This window comes from Actinomycetota bacterium, assembly GCA_018333515.1.
Taxonomy (GTDB): domain Bacteria; phylum Actinomycetota; class Aquicultoria; order Aquicultorales; family Aquicultoraceae; genus Aquicultor.
The window spans coordinates 19,241-35,446 of record JAGXSZ010000005.1; the positions used below are offsets into that span (position 1 = coordinate 19,241).

Consider the following 16,206-nt stretch of genomic DNA (forward strand, 5'->3'; position numbering starts at 1 on the left):
TAACTCTAAGCCCTCGGATGCGCCTTCAAGTATACTTCTTTAAGCCGTGCTTTATCTAAATGAGTATAAACCTGTGTCGATGATAAATCAACGTGCCCGAGCAGCTCTTGTATATACCTTAAATCCGCGCCGCGCTCCAAGAGATGCGTCGCGAAAGTATGCCTTACGGCATGCGGCGTTATCCCCCCGCTTAGGCCCACTTGCCTTACATACTTGCCGACAATACAGCGGACGCCGTGGGGGGTCAGCCGCGCGCCGCGAAAGTTCAAAAACAGCGCTGTGGTGGCGCCTTCTTCGGGTCTTCGGCCCTGGGCCAATGTTTTTCTGCCCGACCCTACATATGCTCGGACGGCGTCCGCGGCGGTTTTATGTATCGGCACAATTCGCTCTTTGCGCCCCTTTCCGACGACGCGCACTTCGAACTTCGCGTAATCTATGCTGTCGAGGTCGAGCGCGGTCAACTCGCTCACCCGCACACCGGTCGCATAGAAAAATTCGAGCATCGCTTTGTCGCGTAATCCCAGCGTGGTCGAGATGTCGGGCGCCGCCAGCAATTCTTCGAGCGCGTGCTCTTTTAAATACTTGGGTAGTTTCTTCTCTAATTTCGGGGCGGATACGATATCGGCGGGGTTCTTCTCGATACCGGCGCGCTCCCGAGCGAACCGATAGAAGGCGCGTATCGCGGAAAGTTTACGCGCTACGCTCTTTCGGTCATATCCTTTTCGCTGCAATAGCCCCAGGTAGTTCCGCAAGACGCGAAAATCGACATCTTCCATGTCCAACGCCTCTCGCTCGATAAAAGCGAAAAACTGGAGGATATCGGTATCGTATGCGCTAATGGTGTTGGCCGAGAGATTTCTTTCCGCCCCCAGGTGGGTTAAGAACCGCTCTCGGACCTCCGCCGCTGTTAGTCCCATACTTGCCGCCTCGATTGCGCTCTCTTGACCCCTGCTACTTCGCCACCGCAGCTTTCCCGGCCTCGTCCTTAGCCGTCCTTGCGCCTATCGCATCCTTGTCGACTTTGACGCGCACGTTCTCGTCTATTTGCAGGATGACGATATCTTCGCGGATATCCTTTATCTTTCCGTGAAGCCCGCCAAAGGTTATGACCTCGTCATTGACCTTGAGTTCGCTAAGGAGCACCCTGCGCTCTTTGGCCCGTTTTTGCTGCGGCCTAATCAAAAACATATAGTAGATCACGAAAAACGCGGCTATGTAGATTATCAGTAATGTCGATCCGTCCAAATCCTCTACCCCCCCCCTAAACTGCTTGCCGTCGTTACGCTGTCGCTCGCTATCTAATAATACAGGTCTTTCATAAAATACTATACCCCATTGACCCTATATTGTTCCGAATTCCATGTCGTGCCCGGCCAGATATTCATCCCGGAAGCGCGCGTAACGGTCCTCGAGAATCGCTTGGCGCGCGCCCCGCATAAGATCGAAGAGATAAGCGAGATTATGCCAAGTCAGCAGGCGCGCCCCGAGTATCTCGTCCGATTGGACCAAATGCCTCAAGTATGCCCGGCTGTAGTTGTCGCAGACATAACAGTCGTGGGTCGGGTCGAGCGGGGTAAAATCTTTCGCGAATCTCGCGTTGCGCAGGTTTAGCTTGCCCTCGCTCGTCAGCGCGGTGCCGTTGCGCGCAATCCGCGTAGGCAGCACACAATCGAACATATCGATACCTTGCGAGACCGCCTCGACGAGGCTTGTGGGATTGCCCAGACCCATCACATAGCGCGGCTTATTGCGCGGGAGCACCGGGACCGTGTAGTCGAGAATCTCGAACATCTTCGAATGCGGCTCCCCGACGCTCAGGCCCCCGATAGCGTAGCCCGGAAAATCGAGCCCGACCGTCAGCTCGGCGCTGCGCTTCCTTAAATCCTCGTAGGTCGCGCCCTGCACGATTCCAAAGAGCGCCTGGTCGGATGTGAGCGCCGCTCTGGAGCGCTTCGCCCATTCGTAGGTGCGCATAACGGCGCGCTCGGCGTCCGCTTTATCGGCGGGGTAGGCAACGCATTCATCGAGCACCATAATGATATCGGCGCCGATCGCCTCTTCTATCTCGATTACTTTTTCGGGAGTGAAGAAGTGGGATGAGCCGTCTATTACCGAGCGGAACTCGACGCCCTCGTCGGTTATCTTACGCATATCGCTCAAGCTGAACACCTGGAACCCGCCGCTGTCGGTAAGGATGGGCTTGTCCCAGCTCATGAACTTGTGCAGGCCCCCCGCTTGCTCGATGAGGTCGTGGCCGGGGCGCAGGTAAAGGTGGTAGGTATTGCCGAGGACGATTTGCGCTCCGATATCGGTCAGCTCGCCGGGCGTCATCGTCTTGACCGTCGCCTTGGTGCCGACCGGCATAAAGACCGGCGTCTCGATATCGCCGTGCGGGGTCTTTATCAAGCCCGCGCGCGCGCTCGTCCGCTTATCCTCGTGTATCAGCTCGAATTCTATCATCGCTGTCCTTAAAATATTAACATGGCGTCGCCGAAGCTGTAGAACCTGTAGCGCTCCGCGACCGCCTCCCGGTATGCCTCCGCCATCAAATCCTTGCCCGCGAACGCGGATACCAGCATCAGCAGTGTCGACTTCGGCAGGTGAAAGTTGGTTATCATCGCGTCTACCATATTGAAATTGTAGCCCGGATATATGAAGAGCCGGGTATCGCCCGAGCCCGCAACGAGCGCTCCGGTCGCCCCGGCGCTCTCCAAGACCCGAACGGAGGTCGTGCCTACGGCTATTACCCGCTTGCCCGCGGCTTTAGTCTCATTTACGACCTCGGCCGCCTCGGCCATCACACTGTAGAACTCGCTGTGCATCTCGTGCGCTTCGACCTCGTCCTCGCGAACCGGTCGGAAAGTATCGAGGCCTACCCTAAGGGTCACCGCCGCGACTTTGACGCCCTTCTCCGCGAGCGCCCCGAGCAGCTCCGGCGTAAAATGAAGTCCGGCTGTCGGCGCCGCCACCGAGCCCGGCCGGTTCGCGTATACCGTCTGGTAGCGCTCTATCGTCTCGATTGGTTTCTCTATATAGGGCGGCAGCGGAACCTCGCCCGCTTGCGCTAGAACGTCTTCGAAGTCGCCCTCGTATTCGAGTGACACGAGTCGCTCGCCTCCGGGCAAACGCTTGACTACGGTTGCTTCTATCAGCCCGCCGGCAACGGAGACCTTCGCGCCCGGCGCCAACCGCCGCCCCGGCTTGACCAGGGCTTCCCACAGACCGTCGCCGGTATCGTGGAGCAGAAATATCTCCGCTTTTCCGCCCGTGCCGGCCTTCTCTCCTTTGAGGCGCGCCGGTATCACTTTGGTGTCGTTGACGACGAGACAGTCGCCCGCCTCGACATAGTCGGCTATATCCCTGAAGGTCTTGTGCTCTAAGCGGCCGCCGACGCGGTCGATGACCAATAGCCGCGATGAGTCTCGGGGCTCTGCCGGTTCCTGGGCGATAAGCTCCGGCGGCAGGCCGTAATCGAAGTCAGATGTCCTCATCGCTTACTCCCGCGCCTCGCGCTCCGCTTTTGCCAACTTCTTCTCGTATCTCTCAATCTCGCTGTAGACGCAACCGCAGTAAGGCTGCCGGTACATCCCGAGCGCACGCGCCGTCCCTTGCCCTTCTCGATAGAGCGCCCGGAAATCCCGGTAAATAAACTCCGCCCCGTGTTCCTCGCCCGCCTGTTTGCCTATCGCCTCGATAAGGTCGTGCTTCTGGTAGGGGCTGACCGTAAGCGTCGTCGAAAAGGCAACGTAACCGTTTTGCGCCGCATATCTCGCCGCCTCCGCCAGGCGCAATCGATAACACGCCGCGCATCGCGCCTCCGCCAGGCCCGCGACTTCAATGAGGTGGTGTTGGGGTTCGTAATCTCCGACGACGAGCCTGTAACCCGTGTCGCGACAGTAAGCCGCCAACGTCTCCAGGCGCCCGATATACTCGGTGGTCGGATGGATGTTCGGATTATAGTAATAGCTCGTTACCTCATATTCGGCCTTCAATATCTCACCCGGACCGATAAGGCACGGGCCGCAGCATGTGTGGAGCAACAGTCTCTTCAAAATCTCACCTCGAAGCCTACATACTCTCTCTCAAACCGAACAATGTAGAGTGCTGTAGTAGGCTCTTCGAATCCTCATCCCCGCGCCTACTCCGCGAGCCATCTAAGAAGCGCCGCGACCTCCCCGACGCCGGCCAGCGAAAAATCGGCTTCTTCCGCTACCTCCGCGGCCGCCTCATCCGATGCCACCACTACCGAGACCGCCTTAACATTCTCCGTCTCTTCGAGCTTGCGCAGCGCCCTAAAAGCATCGATATCGGTGACATCGTCGCCGATGTAGAGCACGTTCGCCAGCCCTTCTCGCATGCATACCGCGATAATGGTGTCGCCTTTGTCGAGCGCGACATCGGGGTTGAGGTCGACTACAAAACGCCCTCGCACCACCTTCATCGGATACTTCACGAGCATCTTTTCGACGACCGGTTCGATTAACGCGAGGGCCGCGTCCTTGTCAGCGGCCAGCCGATAGTGGAGCGCCGCGCCTAAGTTTTTCTTCTCGACCCGGATATCGGTCTTGGCAAAGTAGTCGCTTAACTCATTGTAGAGGCTGGGCGCCATGCCGAAATACTTCTTAACCTGGGGCGCATAGTGACGCCGGCCCCCTTCTATCCATTCGAGCCCGTGGCTGCCGATATATAGTAAGTCGTCGAGCCCGACCATGCGCTTGGCGTCGTCCGAGGAGCGCCCGCTGACGATGCCGACGACTTTGTATTTCTCGTTGAGTATTGTAAGCGTCTCGCGTACATTCGGGGTAATCGACGCGCTCTCCGGCGTCCGGGCGATAGCGCTCAGCGTCCCATCTAGGTCGCTGAAGATGCCGGTCACGCCGGGGTGTGCTTTAAATTCTACGAGTGCGCTGTGTATATCCATACCTATTTCTTCAAGCCCTATTCGTTCAAGATAAATCTGTAGTTCGCCTCATACCCGTCGGTCATCTTTGCCGGGCTGAAATTCTTCTCGACATGCTCGCGGCACGCCCTCGGGTCTATCTCGCCGACGCGTTTGACCGCGCCGTTCATCTCGGCGACCGTGTCGACAACAAACCCGGTCTTGCCGTCCGCTACCACCTCGGGCGAGGAGCCGTTTCTGATAACGACGACCGGTGTGCCGCAGGCCATAGCCTCGGCCATGACCAACCCAAACGGCTCCGGCCACTGGAGAGGCAAGACAAAGCACGCGGCTTTCTTTAAGAACTCGCGCTTCTCGGCGTCGCCGACCTCCCCGGTGAAGATAATCTGCTCACCGTCGACTTCGGGCTCGACCTGCGTGGCGAAATACTCCATATCTATCGGGTCGATTTTGCCGACCAGAATCAATTTCTTATCCAGCTCTTTGGCGACCTTTATCGCCAGGTGGGTACCCTTGGCAAGGCAGACCCTGCTGACCAGGATAAGATAGTCGTCCTTTTCTTCGCAATACTCGAATTTCTCGACATCTACCGCGTTATAGACGGTGTTGACATAATTCAAGCCGTCGAGGCAGCTCTTCTGGTACTCACTGATGGCGTTGTAATAGGCCGCGTCTTTGAAGTGCTCGTAAAATCTCGAAGTATCCGCGGTAAACGGGCCATGGAGGGTGTGGAGCATCGGCGATTTCAGTCTGTGCGAAAACGCCACTCCCAGAAAACCGCTGTGGTCATGGACGATATCGAACTCATCCGCTATTTTGTACGCCTCGCTCACCTGCATCGCATCGTAGAGCGTCATGCCGAGTTTCGAGGTCTGACCCTCGTCAAAAAGGTACTCGAGGTGGGCTTTGGTGTCGGAATCTCCGGTCGCCATAAGCGTCACGTCGTGACCGCGGTCTGTAAGCTCGTCGGCGAGGAGCCCTACGACCAGCTCGATACCGCCATAGCCGAGAGGTGGAACCCGAATCCATGGCGGTGAGATTTGCAGAATTTTCATCGTTTTACTCCCTTTTGTTAGATTTTAGCCGCGCTATGAGGCTTGTCCCGCCACGCACGGCATCCTTAAATAGCTGGTGAGCCTTGGGCTCGCTAATCCGCTTCCCATTCGACGCCTTGCATCTCCTCGACCGCTCCGCGCGACATCAACTCGGAGACGCATTCGAGCGCGTTCTTGTCGAGATATAAAACGTTGCGCACGTTCTCCGTTATGGGCATGTCGATTTGGTATTCCTCGGCGAGCGCGGCCACCGCCGAAGCCGTCCGTATGCCCTCGGCGACCATGTTCATCTCATCGTATATCCGCGTAAGATTCATGCCCTTGCCGAGCATCTCGCCGACCCGCCTATTCCGGCTGTGTTGACTCATACAGGTAACGACCAGGTCGCCGATGCCCGCCAAGCCCGCGAAGGTCCGCGCTTCGGCTCCCATCGCGGTGCCGAGGCGTATCATCTCGGCTAGACCGCGCGTCAAGAGCGACGCTTTCGTATTGTCCCCAAAACCCAGCCCGTCCGAGATGCCGGCGGCAATCGCGATAACGTTCTTGACCGCCCCGCCCATCTCGACGCCGATCAAATCCGGGTTGGTGTATACCCGAAAGTACGGCGTCATAAAGATATCTTGAAGTTTGATAGCGACGCTCCGGCTGGGGCTGGAGATTACCGTCGCCGACGGAATGCTCCGGCTCACCTCTTCGGCGTGGTTCGGCCCGGACAGGACAGCAACGCGATTTCTCATCTCCGGACGGAGTGTTTCGCGCATGACTTGCGACATCCGCTTCAGGCTGTGCTCCTCGATTCCCTTGGCCAGGCTGACTACAGCCGTCTCGCCCCGGATGCCGTCGCTCAATTGTGAGAGCGTCTCTCGCGTCACATGGGACGGGGTCGCCATGACGACGACTTCGGCTCCAGCCGCCGCGTCCTCTAAATCATAGGTAGCCTTAACCGCCGGGTTTATCGCCACATCGGTGAGGTACTTCGGATGGCGCTTTGTGATATTGATCGCGTCGGCGACCGAGGCGTCGCGCGTCCAAAGCCTTACCGCGTATCCCTTATTGGCTAGCAAGTTCGCGATAGCCGTTCCCCAGCTACCCGCTCCTATTACCGCTATCTTTTTCAGTTTAACCTTCCTCCGCTTCGGTTTTTGTCCCAAACTTCAGCTCTTGGCCCGCGAGAAGCCTGGCGATGTTCGAGCGGTGCCGAAAGATTATTACCACCCCCGCCAAGAGCGCGAATATTATATACTCGGCCTTCGGGTACATCAAATAGACCAAGACCGGCAAGAGCATCGCCACAATTATCGAGCCGACGGAGACATATCGCGTCACCGCTATGACCACTATCCAAATACCGACCAGAATCGGCGCGACCAGCGGCCATAGAGCCAGTATGAGGCCGCCCGCGGTCGCCATCCCTTTGCCGCCGCCGAACCTTAGGAATATCGAATAGCTATGGCCGATGATGGCGGCCAAACCGACAGCGACGCCGGCAAGCGGCACCGCGTCCGGTGTACCCGCCAAGAAATATCTTACCGCGAAGACCGGTATCATCGCTTTAAGGATATCTGCCGTGAGCACGACCACTCCCGCGACCGGGCCGAGCGTTCGATACGCATTCGTCGCCCCTATATTCCCGCTCCCATGCTCCCTTATGTCTACATGAAAGAGGAGCTTACTTACGAGCAACCCGAACGGCACCGACCCCAGTAAGTATGCGAATACGACCAATGCTGCTGTCGGGTATGGCAATTAAGGCTCCTATGGCTAGCTCTCCAGGATTGCGGTCTCTTAAGGGTTTCGGCTATAAGCGACGACCGCACCCTACGTATATTTACTTCTAAACCGGATGTTCAAAGGGGTGCCGATAAAGGCGAAGACGTCTCTAATCTGGTTCTCAATATACCGCTTATAGGAGTCGGTAACAAGTTCCGGGTGGTTGACGAAGAATACGAATACCGGGGGCTTTATTCGTATCTGCGCGGCATAAGATATCTTGAGCGTCCTCCCGCCCTTCGCCGGCTGAAAGCCTTCCGCTTTTATCTTCATGACCAGACCGTTTAGCGCCGAGGTCGAAACTCTCTTTTCGTATTCGCCCATTACTATTTTGAGCTGGTCGAATACATTATGAATTCCCATCCCGGTCTCGGCCGACACTTTGAGGCGCGGCGCGTAATCGAGAAACCGCATCTTGTTTTCGAGAACGTCCTGAACCTTTGCCGCCCATTCCGGGTCGTCCATCAAATCCCACTTGTTCAGGACAAGAATACTCGCGCACCCCCGCTCTTCGGCCAGGTTCGCTATCTTCTGGTCCTGGGTCGATGGGCCTTCGACGGCGTCTATGACGATGACCGCGATATCGGCCCTATCGAGCGCCCGCAGCGACCTGACGAAGCTGTAATATTCGACATCCTCTTTGGCGCTCGACTGCCGCCTCAACCCCGCCGTGTCGATAAACCGGTAGATGATGCCGTCTTTTTCGAGGACGGTGTCGATAGTGTCACGCGTCGTGCCCGGGATATCGCTTACTATCGCCCGCTCTTCCCCTAAAATCTTATTTATTATCGAAGACTTGCCGACATTCGGCCTCCCGACTATTGCGACTTTTACCTCATTGATATCTTCTATCCGCTCGACCGAGGGGATAAGCGCCGCTATTACGTCGAGCAGGTCGCCGACGCCGCGGCCGTGGCTGCTCGAAACGGGATGAGGGTCGCCCAGGCCGAGGTTGTAGAAATCGTAAATCGCCGCTTCGTGCGCCATATCGTCGATCTTGTTTACCGCCAGCACAATCGGCTTCTTCGACGCCCGCAAAACTTTGGCGACCATCTCGTCCTCGCGCATTTGGCCGACGATACCATCGACGACGAGCACAATCACATCGGCTTCCTCTATGGCCAGCATCGCCTGGTCGGTGATGAGCCGGCCCATCGAGATGTCTTCCCCGAAATCTATGCCGCCGGTATCTATTATGGTGAAGGTCTTTCCGTTCCACTCGGCATCGACGTAGTTGCGGTCGCGGGTGACGCCCGCCGTCTCGTGGACGATGGCGAGCTGCTGTGAGACTATTCTATTTACGAGCGTCGACTTACCGACGTTTGGCCGGCCGACAATGGCGACTAATGGATATGTCATCTTTCGTGTTCTACCTCCAAGTTCCGCAAAAACAAATCAAGCATTAAAGCAATCGACTATTCGACTCTCTGAAAAACAACCGGTTCCTATCGACCGGTCTACTCTCCGGAAAACAACGTGCCTCTGGTTCAGCTCAACCAATCGACTGCTCCGCCAGACTGCCGACAAAGCCCGTGCCTGAGCTTTCAATGACCTTAACGCTCAGGCCGAGTTCTTCGGCGACCGTCTCCGGCGTCGAGTCATCGAGCATGAGGCCGTCGGCATTGAGCAGCACATCCGGCAAGTATAACATGTCGGGGCGCTCGTGTTCTTTGAGCCGTGCGCCGACCGCCGCGACTATATCGCTCCCGGCTAAAAGGCCGGTCACGTTGACATATCCCCCAAAGAAGAGATTGTCGACCGCTATGACTTCCATATTAAGCTTATGAGTTCGCCTTAACTCCTCGATAACCCTTCTTAAGACCGGCGCGAAGAGCGTCCCCGTCACGACGGCGAGCGCTTGCGTGGTTAATGTTTGGTCGAGCGCATCCATCGCGGAGCGCGCCTCGTCGATGAACAAACGCGACAAGCCTACGCCGTTCTCTATTTGCGGGAAATCATCGTAATGCCCGAGCGGCGGCAGGTCATCGCCGGCCGATATATAGAACTCATCCGCGAGATAGACCCAAGCGCGGCCCTTTTCGGATTCGAATTTACGCTGCCACGCCGATACCTCTTCGATGAGCGCGATAGCGTCTTGCTTAGAAAAGGCGCTCAACTCGTAGAGGCCCTCCCGGTGCCCCGTCAGCCCCACCGGCACAATCCCGACCGACTCGATGTTATCGTACCCGTAAGCCAGGTCGTCGACGGTCTTGGCGAGCACCTCACCGTCGTTCAAGCCGGGGCAGAGGACGATTTGGATATGGACCTCGATTCCCGCCTCGGTCATACGTTTGAGGTGCCCGAGCGAGTCATCGCCCTTCTTTCGCCCGAGCATATGCGTCCTGAGCGCGGGCTCCGTCGCATGGAGCGAGACATAGAGCGGGCTGATACGGTCGCCTATGATTCGCTCGACATCCTCGCTTCCCATATTGGTCAAGGTCACAAAATTACCATAAAGAAAAGAAAGACGATAATCGTCGTCTTTTACATAGACGTCGCGGCGCATACCCGGCGGCAGCTGGTCTATAAAACAGAAGACACACTTGTTCGCGCAGGTCTTTATGCCGTCGAAAAGCGAGGTATCGAAGAGTATTCCGAGGCTCTCATACGAGGGATTCTCGATTATTATCTTTAAAATACAGCAGCTCCGCAGCACCATGAGCGTTACCTCGCGCTCGGACGCCGCCATCTCGAAGTCGAGAATATCGCGGAGCGGCTTTCCGTTCATGGAGAGTATCGCGTCGCCTGCTCGCAAATCGTGCTTCTCGGCGAGGCTCCCCTTTTTTATCTTATAAATCTCAGGAGGGGCCATATTAACCCGATTCCAGGTAGTCGATGACTTCTTTCAAAATCCAGTCGGGGGTCGACGCGCCCGCCGTGATGCCTACGTTGCCGACACCCTCCAGCCAGGCGGCCTCTATCTCATCGGCGGTCTCGATATGGTGCGTCCGCCGGTTCCTTTCTTTACATATAATATTGAGCCTCGTAGTGTTCGCGCTGTTCTTGCCGCCCACCACCAGCATCATATCGACACTCCCGGCAAGCTCGGCCGCCGCGCTCTGGCGCTGGCTCGTCGCGCTGCATATCGTATTATAGACTATCAGCTCTTTTGTCTTATCAAGCAGGCCGTCGACGACGCTTCGCAGGTTTTCAATCGATTGCGTCGTCTGGACTACCACCCCGACCGCTTCCATGTCGCTGAGACCTTCGAGTTCCTCGGCGTTTTCGACGACGACCGCCCGGTTCGCCGCGCAAGCCAGCAGGCCCGCCACCTCGGGATGATTTCGCTCACCCACGATTATCACGTCGCGACCGTCGGCTATGAGCTTCGCCGCTTTGTCCTGCGCCTTGGCCACAAACGGGCAGGTAGCATCGACGACTTCAAGTCCTCGGTCCTTGGCGATGTCCATGATTTTGGGGTCGACGCCGTGCGTCCGAATGATTATCGTGCCTTCGGTGACTTCGTCGACCGAGCCGACCGCGTTGACGCCTTGTTGTTCGAGCGCTTCGACGACCTGGGGGTTGTGTATAATAGGCCCGAGTGTATGTATCGGTTTAGACGAGCGCTCGGTAGCCTCGCGCGCCATCTTCAGCGCGCGCTGCACCCCGTAACAATATCCCGCGTGTTTTGCCATCGTTATCTTCAAAGTTTAATCACCAGCGACTAGTCTACCAATTGCCGCCATCATTTTACCAGTCAATTCCGCCTCTTTCGCTTTTCGCTCCGTCGCAACGAGGCTCTCGACCCGAATCGGCTCCCCGACCCGCGCCTTGAGCGCACGCAAGCGCGGAAACTTCGCGCCAACGGGCAGCACATCTCCGGTCCCTATAATACCTAGCGGCACTATCGGCGCACCGGTCTTTACCGCCAGCATCGCCACGCCGGGCAACGCCTCGCCTAGCCGCCCGCCCTTTATCCTTGTCCCCTCGGGATACATCACTACCGGTTTGCCTTCGCCTAGAAGCCTTATTGTCGTGACTATCGCCGCCCGGTCTATTATTTCCCGATTTACCGGAAACGAATTCATCATCCGCAAAAACGTTCCGAATATAGGGAATCTGAAGAGGCTCGCTTTGGCCATAAAGTTTACCTCGCGCGGCGCTGCCGCGAGCGCGCTCAAAGCGGGGTCGAGGTAGCTCGCATGATTGGAGGCCAGAATGAAAGCTCCCGCTTTTGGGATATTTTCGCCGCCCTCTATCTTATAACGGAAGAGCACTTTGAATAACGGTACGAGAATTAGGTAAGCGATTCTATAGTACATCGCACTATCGACTCTTTTTGGCGAGGCAGATTATTTCCTGCACTACCTGGCCTATCGTCTTCTCGGTGGTGTCGACGACGCAAGCGTCGGCCGCTTTTGCCAAGGGTCCGGTCGCTCGCGTGCTGTCGGTCTTGTCCCTCTTGAGGATATCTCGCTCTACGGAGATTACTTCTATCTGGTAGCCTTTTTCTTTGAGTTCGCGCTGGCGGCGCTTAGCCCGTTCACCCGGCAAGGCCTGGAGGTAAATCTTGATATCCGCGTCGGGAAAGACCGCCGTGCCGATGTCGCGCCCCTCGACTACCATGTCGGGAAAGAGACCCGCATAACTCTGCTGTTTCTTAACGAGCGTCGCGCGCACGCCCGGCAGTTTCGCGACCGACGAGACCGCCGCGCTCACCTTCGGCTCCCTGATGGCCTCGGTGACGTCTTCGCCGTCGATGATGACCGCGTACCGCGTATCCTCGAGTTCGCTAATGGTAATCCGCGCATGTCTTGCCAAGGCCGTCAGCGCGTCCTCGCTCGATATGTCGACTTTGTCGCGGAGTGCTTTCCAGGTAACCGCCCTGTACATCGCTCCCGTATCGATATATTTAAAACCGAGGCGTTTCGCCACTTCCCGCGCTACTGTGCTTTTTCCAGAGGCCGCCGGCCCATCAATCGCTATAATCATGCTTAATATCATAGCAAATCGGGATTTCTATGGCTATGCGAGATATGGCGAGCGGGGCAAGCCGTTTCTAGATTTCTTTCTCATAAACGTCTTTCCTGTGCCCTATTCGAAGTACGAGGACGTCATCCCCGAGAATAGCATAGATAACTCCGTAGTCACCGACGCGATATTTTCGAAGACCCGCAAATTGGCCTTTGAGAAGCGGATATGTGTCACCGTCCTCTGAAAGGTCTTCCTCAATCTGATTTAGAATGCGCTGAGCTTCCGCTTTGCTGAGCTTTTTCAAATCACGCCGGACTGACTTCTTGTAAACGACATTATAAGCCAAGGGATTTTCTCAACTCTTTGCCCGAAACAACCGGTTCTGTTTTATCATGGAGTCGGTCCAAGGCTACCTGGAGATCCGCGTAGTCTTCTATGTAGGACTCCAGGGCTTTCTGGATGATATAAGAGCGAGGTCTCTCCGTTTCTTTGGCTATGCTGTCCAATTGGTCGGCAAGGGCCTTGGGAAGCCTGACTGATATTGCTGTACTCATAACACACCTCCTGATGCTTGTGTCTTACATTGTATGGCGTGTAATACGATTAGTCAAGGGATGCTCAGGGGCATACTCGGGAGCGGGGCGTCCGCCGTTACTTGGCTCGTTTAAGGATAAGGATCGCGACATCATCACTGAGATTGCCGCCCGTAAAGCGAAGCGCTTCGTCTCGAAGATGTTCCGCTATAGCGCCGGCCTGTGCATCCCGCACCTCTTTAGCCGCCGCGGTAACGCGCGCCTCGCCGAAGAAGTCATGCTCGTTGCGCGCCTCGGTCAGGCCATCCGTATACATAACGAGAAAGTCATCTGACTTTAGTTCGACCTCGATCGTCCTGTAGGCCGCATCTTTATCTACCGCTAGAGCCAGGTCGTATGATTCTAACGCCCGGCATATATCGCCACAAAGCAGGGCGGATGGATGTCCGGCGCATACCAGTTCCAACCGGCCGGCTTTGTCATAGATGCCGGCAATCGCTGTGGCAAACCGATCGGCCGGCAACTCGGCGGCAAGCACGCGGTTGAGCCTCGCGACAGCATCGCCCAAATCGGGATTATCTCGGATAAACCCCCTGAACAGAGCGCGGATCATAGTCGCACTCGTAGCCGCCTCTAGGCCGTGTCCTGAAAAGTCCCCGACTATAAACGCAACCCGGTAGCTACTGAGTTCGAATAGATCGATGAAATCACCCCCAACCTTGGCTCGCTCTCCCGCGGGAAGATATATTTGAGCTACTTCAAGCCCCAGGGCTTTTTTCGGTATATTTGGAAGCAATCCCTCCTGGACTATACGACCCACCTCAGCCTCTTCCAAAAGTTCTTTACGCTGCGCCTGGAAGTATGACGTGGCAATGGCCGCCAGCGCGGCATGAAGAAACTCATCCATCCCCAGCAGCCATGCCAGGGTTCTATCCGATGGAGGGTCAAAGAGAAACTCGGTGTAGCTCTCTTCAAGAAAGTGCAGACTAAATATGAGCGCCTCGTAAGGGAAGTTGCCGCGCGCCAATTCCGCGCCCGCTAATTCGAGGTTGCCGATGCAGCGTTCAAGCTTACTGTCCCTCATGCATACCAGCATATCATGAAAAATCTCGCCAAATACCTTTTTGAGGTTTTCGCGGCTAAAACCGGGCGGCTGCCATACGCTAAACTGGTGATTTATCCAAGCCTCAACTATCGTGTCCTCATGTGAAACCAGGCGTTCCGCGACTTCCCTTAGGGCTTCTCTGTGGGCATACGAGAATTCTACAAGCCGGTAGCCGACAAAACTGCCCGCTTCACCTAAATCTTCGTTATTATCTCTCGCTTCGCCCAAGAATGCCATCAACACACCCGCATTTACGTAGCCTTAATTTGTATGTCGTGCTTTACAGCGTCACTAACGACCCCGCGCGTTTTCGCTAGTTTTTCGAATTCCGCACGCGTGTATGGGAGCGCTTCGAGGAGATAAGCGAGTCCACTGCTCGCTTACTCACAAAATACCTCAATCGCTTCGCCTTTAAGACATTATAGCGCTTAAGACATCATGGCACGACCTAAATTATCAACACAGAAGATAGAAGAGCGGTTTTCACAAGTGCGCACATTTAGTCGTTTCATGTCTTGTGTTTGCAGGCAGCACGAGCGAGCGGTGTCCGGCACCATTTCCAGACTCTATGCGAGGTGAGGCCGGACGCTAAAATCGGCTAAATCCGATGACCGTCCCCTCATATGGCGTCCCGTTATACGAGAGCAGATGAAAGGCCCGCCGTTCGCCGGATTTAAAACCGTACGATAAGCGGGCCTCTCGTTAGTGTTCAAACGCGGAACGCGACGTACCTATGCGACCTTGTCGCCGGATTCTTCGATTAAGAATGCGGCCATCTCCTTGTCGACTTTCATGATGTGATTGACAAGCCACTTCACAACCGACTGCTGGAAGTTGATGGCCAGGAACGAGGAGCTGCCGGTCGTGTTATACTCGCTTACCAGCCCGGTGAAGTCGTTAAGAAATGCTTCATGTTGGCGTACATGGTCGGTGCGCGCGGGATAGCCGTACTTGGCCATCAATTCTTCCTCGCCTTTGAAATGCTCAATGACATAGCTTGAAAGAAATCCGATGGCTTTTTCAACATACTCACGTCCTTTTCCCTGGGACAGAGCCTCATGGGACTCGTTTATCATCCTTATGATCTCTTTGTGCTGCGTGTCCACCGTATTAACGCCGGTTGCCAAACTGTCGTTCCATTGTGCGATTGCCATATCTGTTCCTCCTGTATATCGTGGCCTTAGCCCTTGACTTCGACTAAACAAGACGAGCAAGGGAGGTTCCTTCGATTTAATATCGGCTAATTCCGGCTTGCCTAAAGATTTTGTCTTTGAAGGCAAATTGCCCGACATTGTCGAGTGAGCCGGCGCCTCTTGGCAAAATACGCTCAGTGGTTACCCCTATTTCATCTAGCCATCATACCGGGGTACCCGGATTGACGCGCGTGGCGAAATACTGCTACAATTTAACTCGAAACAATCTGCGAAAAGGGAGAAATAGATGGGGAAAAAAGCGAACAACGGCCAAGCCGGCGGTAAATCGAGCGGAGGACAAAATCGTAAGTCAAATAGCAGCAGCCCCATGTCCGCCGGAAAGATTGGCGTCATCGTCATCGCCATATTGGCCGTAGTGGCTATCGCCGTTGGTTTGAGCGAGATTGACACCGAAGGTACAAGAGTGCCCTCGGGCAGTGTCTGCGCGGACAACGTCGCATATCTGCAGGGCGGTGTCGACAGTTACCGAGAAGCTTTTGGCGAATTCCCAACCACCCTTGAACAGCTGCTGGAAACAAAGGACGGCAAAGGGCCCTTTGTGGAAAGAATCGATCTACGTTGTCCATCCACCGGAAAGCCGTATAGAATCCAAGACGGTGTTGTGAGCGACTAGTAAGCGCTCACGAAAGCGGCGAATATTGTTCTCAAACGCAATGACTTCGGTATCGAGTCGTTAAGGGAGAATTTCTTCGATTATCTCCGATTCTTTACATAA

General features: G+C 55.7%; 19 protein-coding genes. 1 reads left to right on the plus strand and 18 read right to left on the minus strand.

Annotated features, from left to right (window positions below; translation table 11 throughout):
• Positions 1-5: 5 nt before the first annotated feature.
• From KGZ93_00900 to KGZ93_00985, 18 genes are all read right to left on the minus strand, one after another.
• Positions 6-917: a tyrosine recombinase XerC gene (locus KGZ93_00900; GenBank protein MBS3908183.1), complete on the minus strand. Its 912-nt coding sequence runs from the start codon at positions 915-917 to the stop codon at positions 6-8.
• Between the two features lie 34 nt (positions 918-951).
• Positions 952-1,245 (minus strand): preprotein translocase subunit YajC, encoded by a 294-nt coding sequence (gene yajC / locus KGZ93_00905; protein MBS3908184.1) that lies wholly within the window; start codon positions 1,243-1,245, stop codon positions 952-954.
• A 96-nt stretch (positions 1,246-1,341) separates the two neighbouring features.
• Positions 1,342-2,460, minus strand: a complete 1,119-nt coding sequence (tgt, locus tag KGZ93_00910; GenBank protein ID MBS3908185.1) for a tRNA guanosine(34) transglycosylase Tgt — start codon at positions 2,458-2,460, stop codon at positions 1,342-1,344.
• 8 nt (positions 2,461-2,468) lie between these two features.
• Entirely contained in the window at positions 2,469-3,491 is a 1,023-nt protein-coding gene (gene queA, locus KGZ93_00915) for a tRNA preQ1(34) S-adenosylmethionine ribosyltransferase-isomerase QueA (GenBank protein MBS3908186.1), read from the minus strand.
• A gap of 3 nt (positions 3,492-3,494) precedes the next feature.
• Positions 3,495-4,052 (minus strand): epoxyqueuosine reductase QueH, encoded by a 558-nt coding sequence (locus KGZ93_00920; protein MBS3908187.1) that lies wholly within the window; start codon positions 4,050-4,052, stop codon positions 3,495-3,497.
• An 86-nt stretch (positions 4,053-4,138) separates the two neighbouring features.
• Complete coding sequence (gene otsB / locus KGZ93_00925; protein MBS3908188.1) at positions 4,139-4,921, minus strand: trehalose-phosphatase; 783 nt, start codon at positions 4,919-4,921, stop codon at positions 4,139-4,141.
• 17 nt (positions 4,922-4,938) lie between these two features.
• On the minus strand, positions 4,939-5,955 hold the full coding sequence (locus KGZ93_00930; protein MBS3908189.1) for a glycosyltransferase family 4 protein: 1,017 nt from the start codon (positions 5,953-5,955) through the stop codon (positions 4,939-4,941).
• A 92-nt stretch (positions 5,956-6,047) separates the two neighbouring features.
• Positions 6,048-7,073 carry an NAD(P)H-dependent glycerol-3-phosphate dehydrogenase gene (locus KGZ93_00935; protein MBS3908190.1) on the minus strand — a complete coding sequence of 342 codons (1,026 nt, stop codon included), beginning with the start codon at positions 7,071-7,073 and terminating at the stop codon, positions 6,048-6,050.
• 1 nt (position 7,074) lies between these two features.
• Positions 7,075-7,701, minus strand: a complete 627-nt coding sequence (gene plsY / locus KGZ93_00940) for a glycerol-3-phosphate 1-O-acyltransferase PlsY (protein ID MBS3908191.1) — start codon at positions 7,699-7,701, stop codon at positions 7,075-7,077.
• Between the two features lie 72 nt (positions 7,702-7,773).
• Positions 7,774-9,084, minus strand: coding sequence for a ribosome biogenesis GTPase Der (der, locus tag KGZ93_00945; protein MBS3908192.1), 1,311 nt, complete (start codon positions 9,082-9,084; stop codon positions 7,774-7,776).
• Positions 9,085-9,217: 133 nt separating this feature from the next.
• Positions 9,218-10,537 (minus strand): DUF512 domain-containing protein, encoded by a 1,320-nt coding sequence (locus KGZ93_00950; GenBank protein ID MBS3908193.1) that lies wholly within the window; start codon positions 10,535-10,537, stop codon positions 9,218-9,220.
• 1 nt (position 10,538) lies between these two features.
• Positions 10,539-11,372, minus strand: coding sequence for a 4-hydroxy-3-methylbut-2-enyl diphosphate reductase (locus tag KGZ93_00955; protein ID MBS3908194.1), 834 nt, complete (start codon positions 11,370-11,372; stop codon positions 10,539-10,541).
• Positions 11,373-11,375: 3 nt separating this feature from the next.
• Positions 11,376-11,987 (minus strand): 1-acyl-sn-glycerol-3-phosphate acyltransferase, encoded by a 612-nt coding sequence (locus tag KGZ93_00960; protein MBS3908195.1) that lies wholly within the window; start codon positions 11,985-11,987, stop codon positions 11,376-11,378.
• A gap of 4 nt (positions 11,988-11,991) precedes the next feature.
• Positions 11,992-12,669 carry a (d)CMP kinase gene (locus tag KGZ93_00965; GenBank protein MBS3908196.1) on the minus strand — a complete coding sequence of 226 codons (678 nt, stop codon included), beginning with the start codon at positions 12,667-12,669 and terminating at the stop codon, positions 11,992-11,994.
• 55 nt (positions 12,670-12,724) lie between these two features.
• A complete protein-coding gene (locus KGZ93_00970) occupies positions 12,725-12,985 on the minus strand; it encodes a type II toxin-antitoxin system RelE/ParE family toxin (GenBank protein ID MBS3908197.1) in 261 nt (86 codons plus the stop codon).
• Entirely contained in the window at positions 12,975-13,193 is a 219-nt protein-coding gene (locus KGZ93_00975; protein ID MBS3908198.1) for a ribbon-helix-helix protein, CopG family, read from the minus strand. The genes KGZ93_00970 and KGZ93_00975 overlap by 11 nt, the downstream gene beginning before the upstream one ends.
• A 97-nt stretch (positions 13,194-13,290) precedes the next feature.
• Positions 13,291-14,514: a serine/threonine-protein phosphatase gene (locus KGZ93_00980; protein MBS3908199.1), complete on the minus strand. Its 1,224-nt coding sequence runs from the start codon at positions 14,512-14,514 to the stop codon at positions 13,291-13,293.
• Positions 14,515-15,008: 494 nt separating this feature from the next.
• A complete protein-coding gene (locus KGZ93_00985) occupies positions 15,009-15,431 on the minus strand; it encodes a hemerythrin family protein (GenBank protein ID MBS3908200.1) in 423 nt (140 codons plus the stop codon).
• Positions 15,432-15,717: 286 nt separating this feature from the next.
• Between KGZ93_00985 and KGZ93_00990 the strand changes: the two genes are divergently transcribed.
• The gene (locus tag KGZ93_00990; protein ID MBS3908201.1) at positions 15,718-16,104 is read left to right on the plus strand and encodes a hypothetical protein; all 387 of its coding nucleotides are present in this window, start codon (positions 15,718-15,720) and stop codon (positions 16,102-16,104) included.
• Positions 16,105-16,206 lie beyond the last annotated feature (102 nt).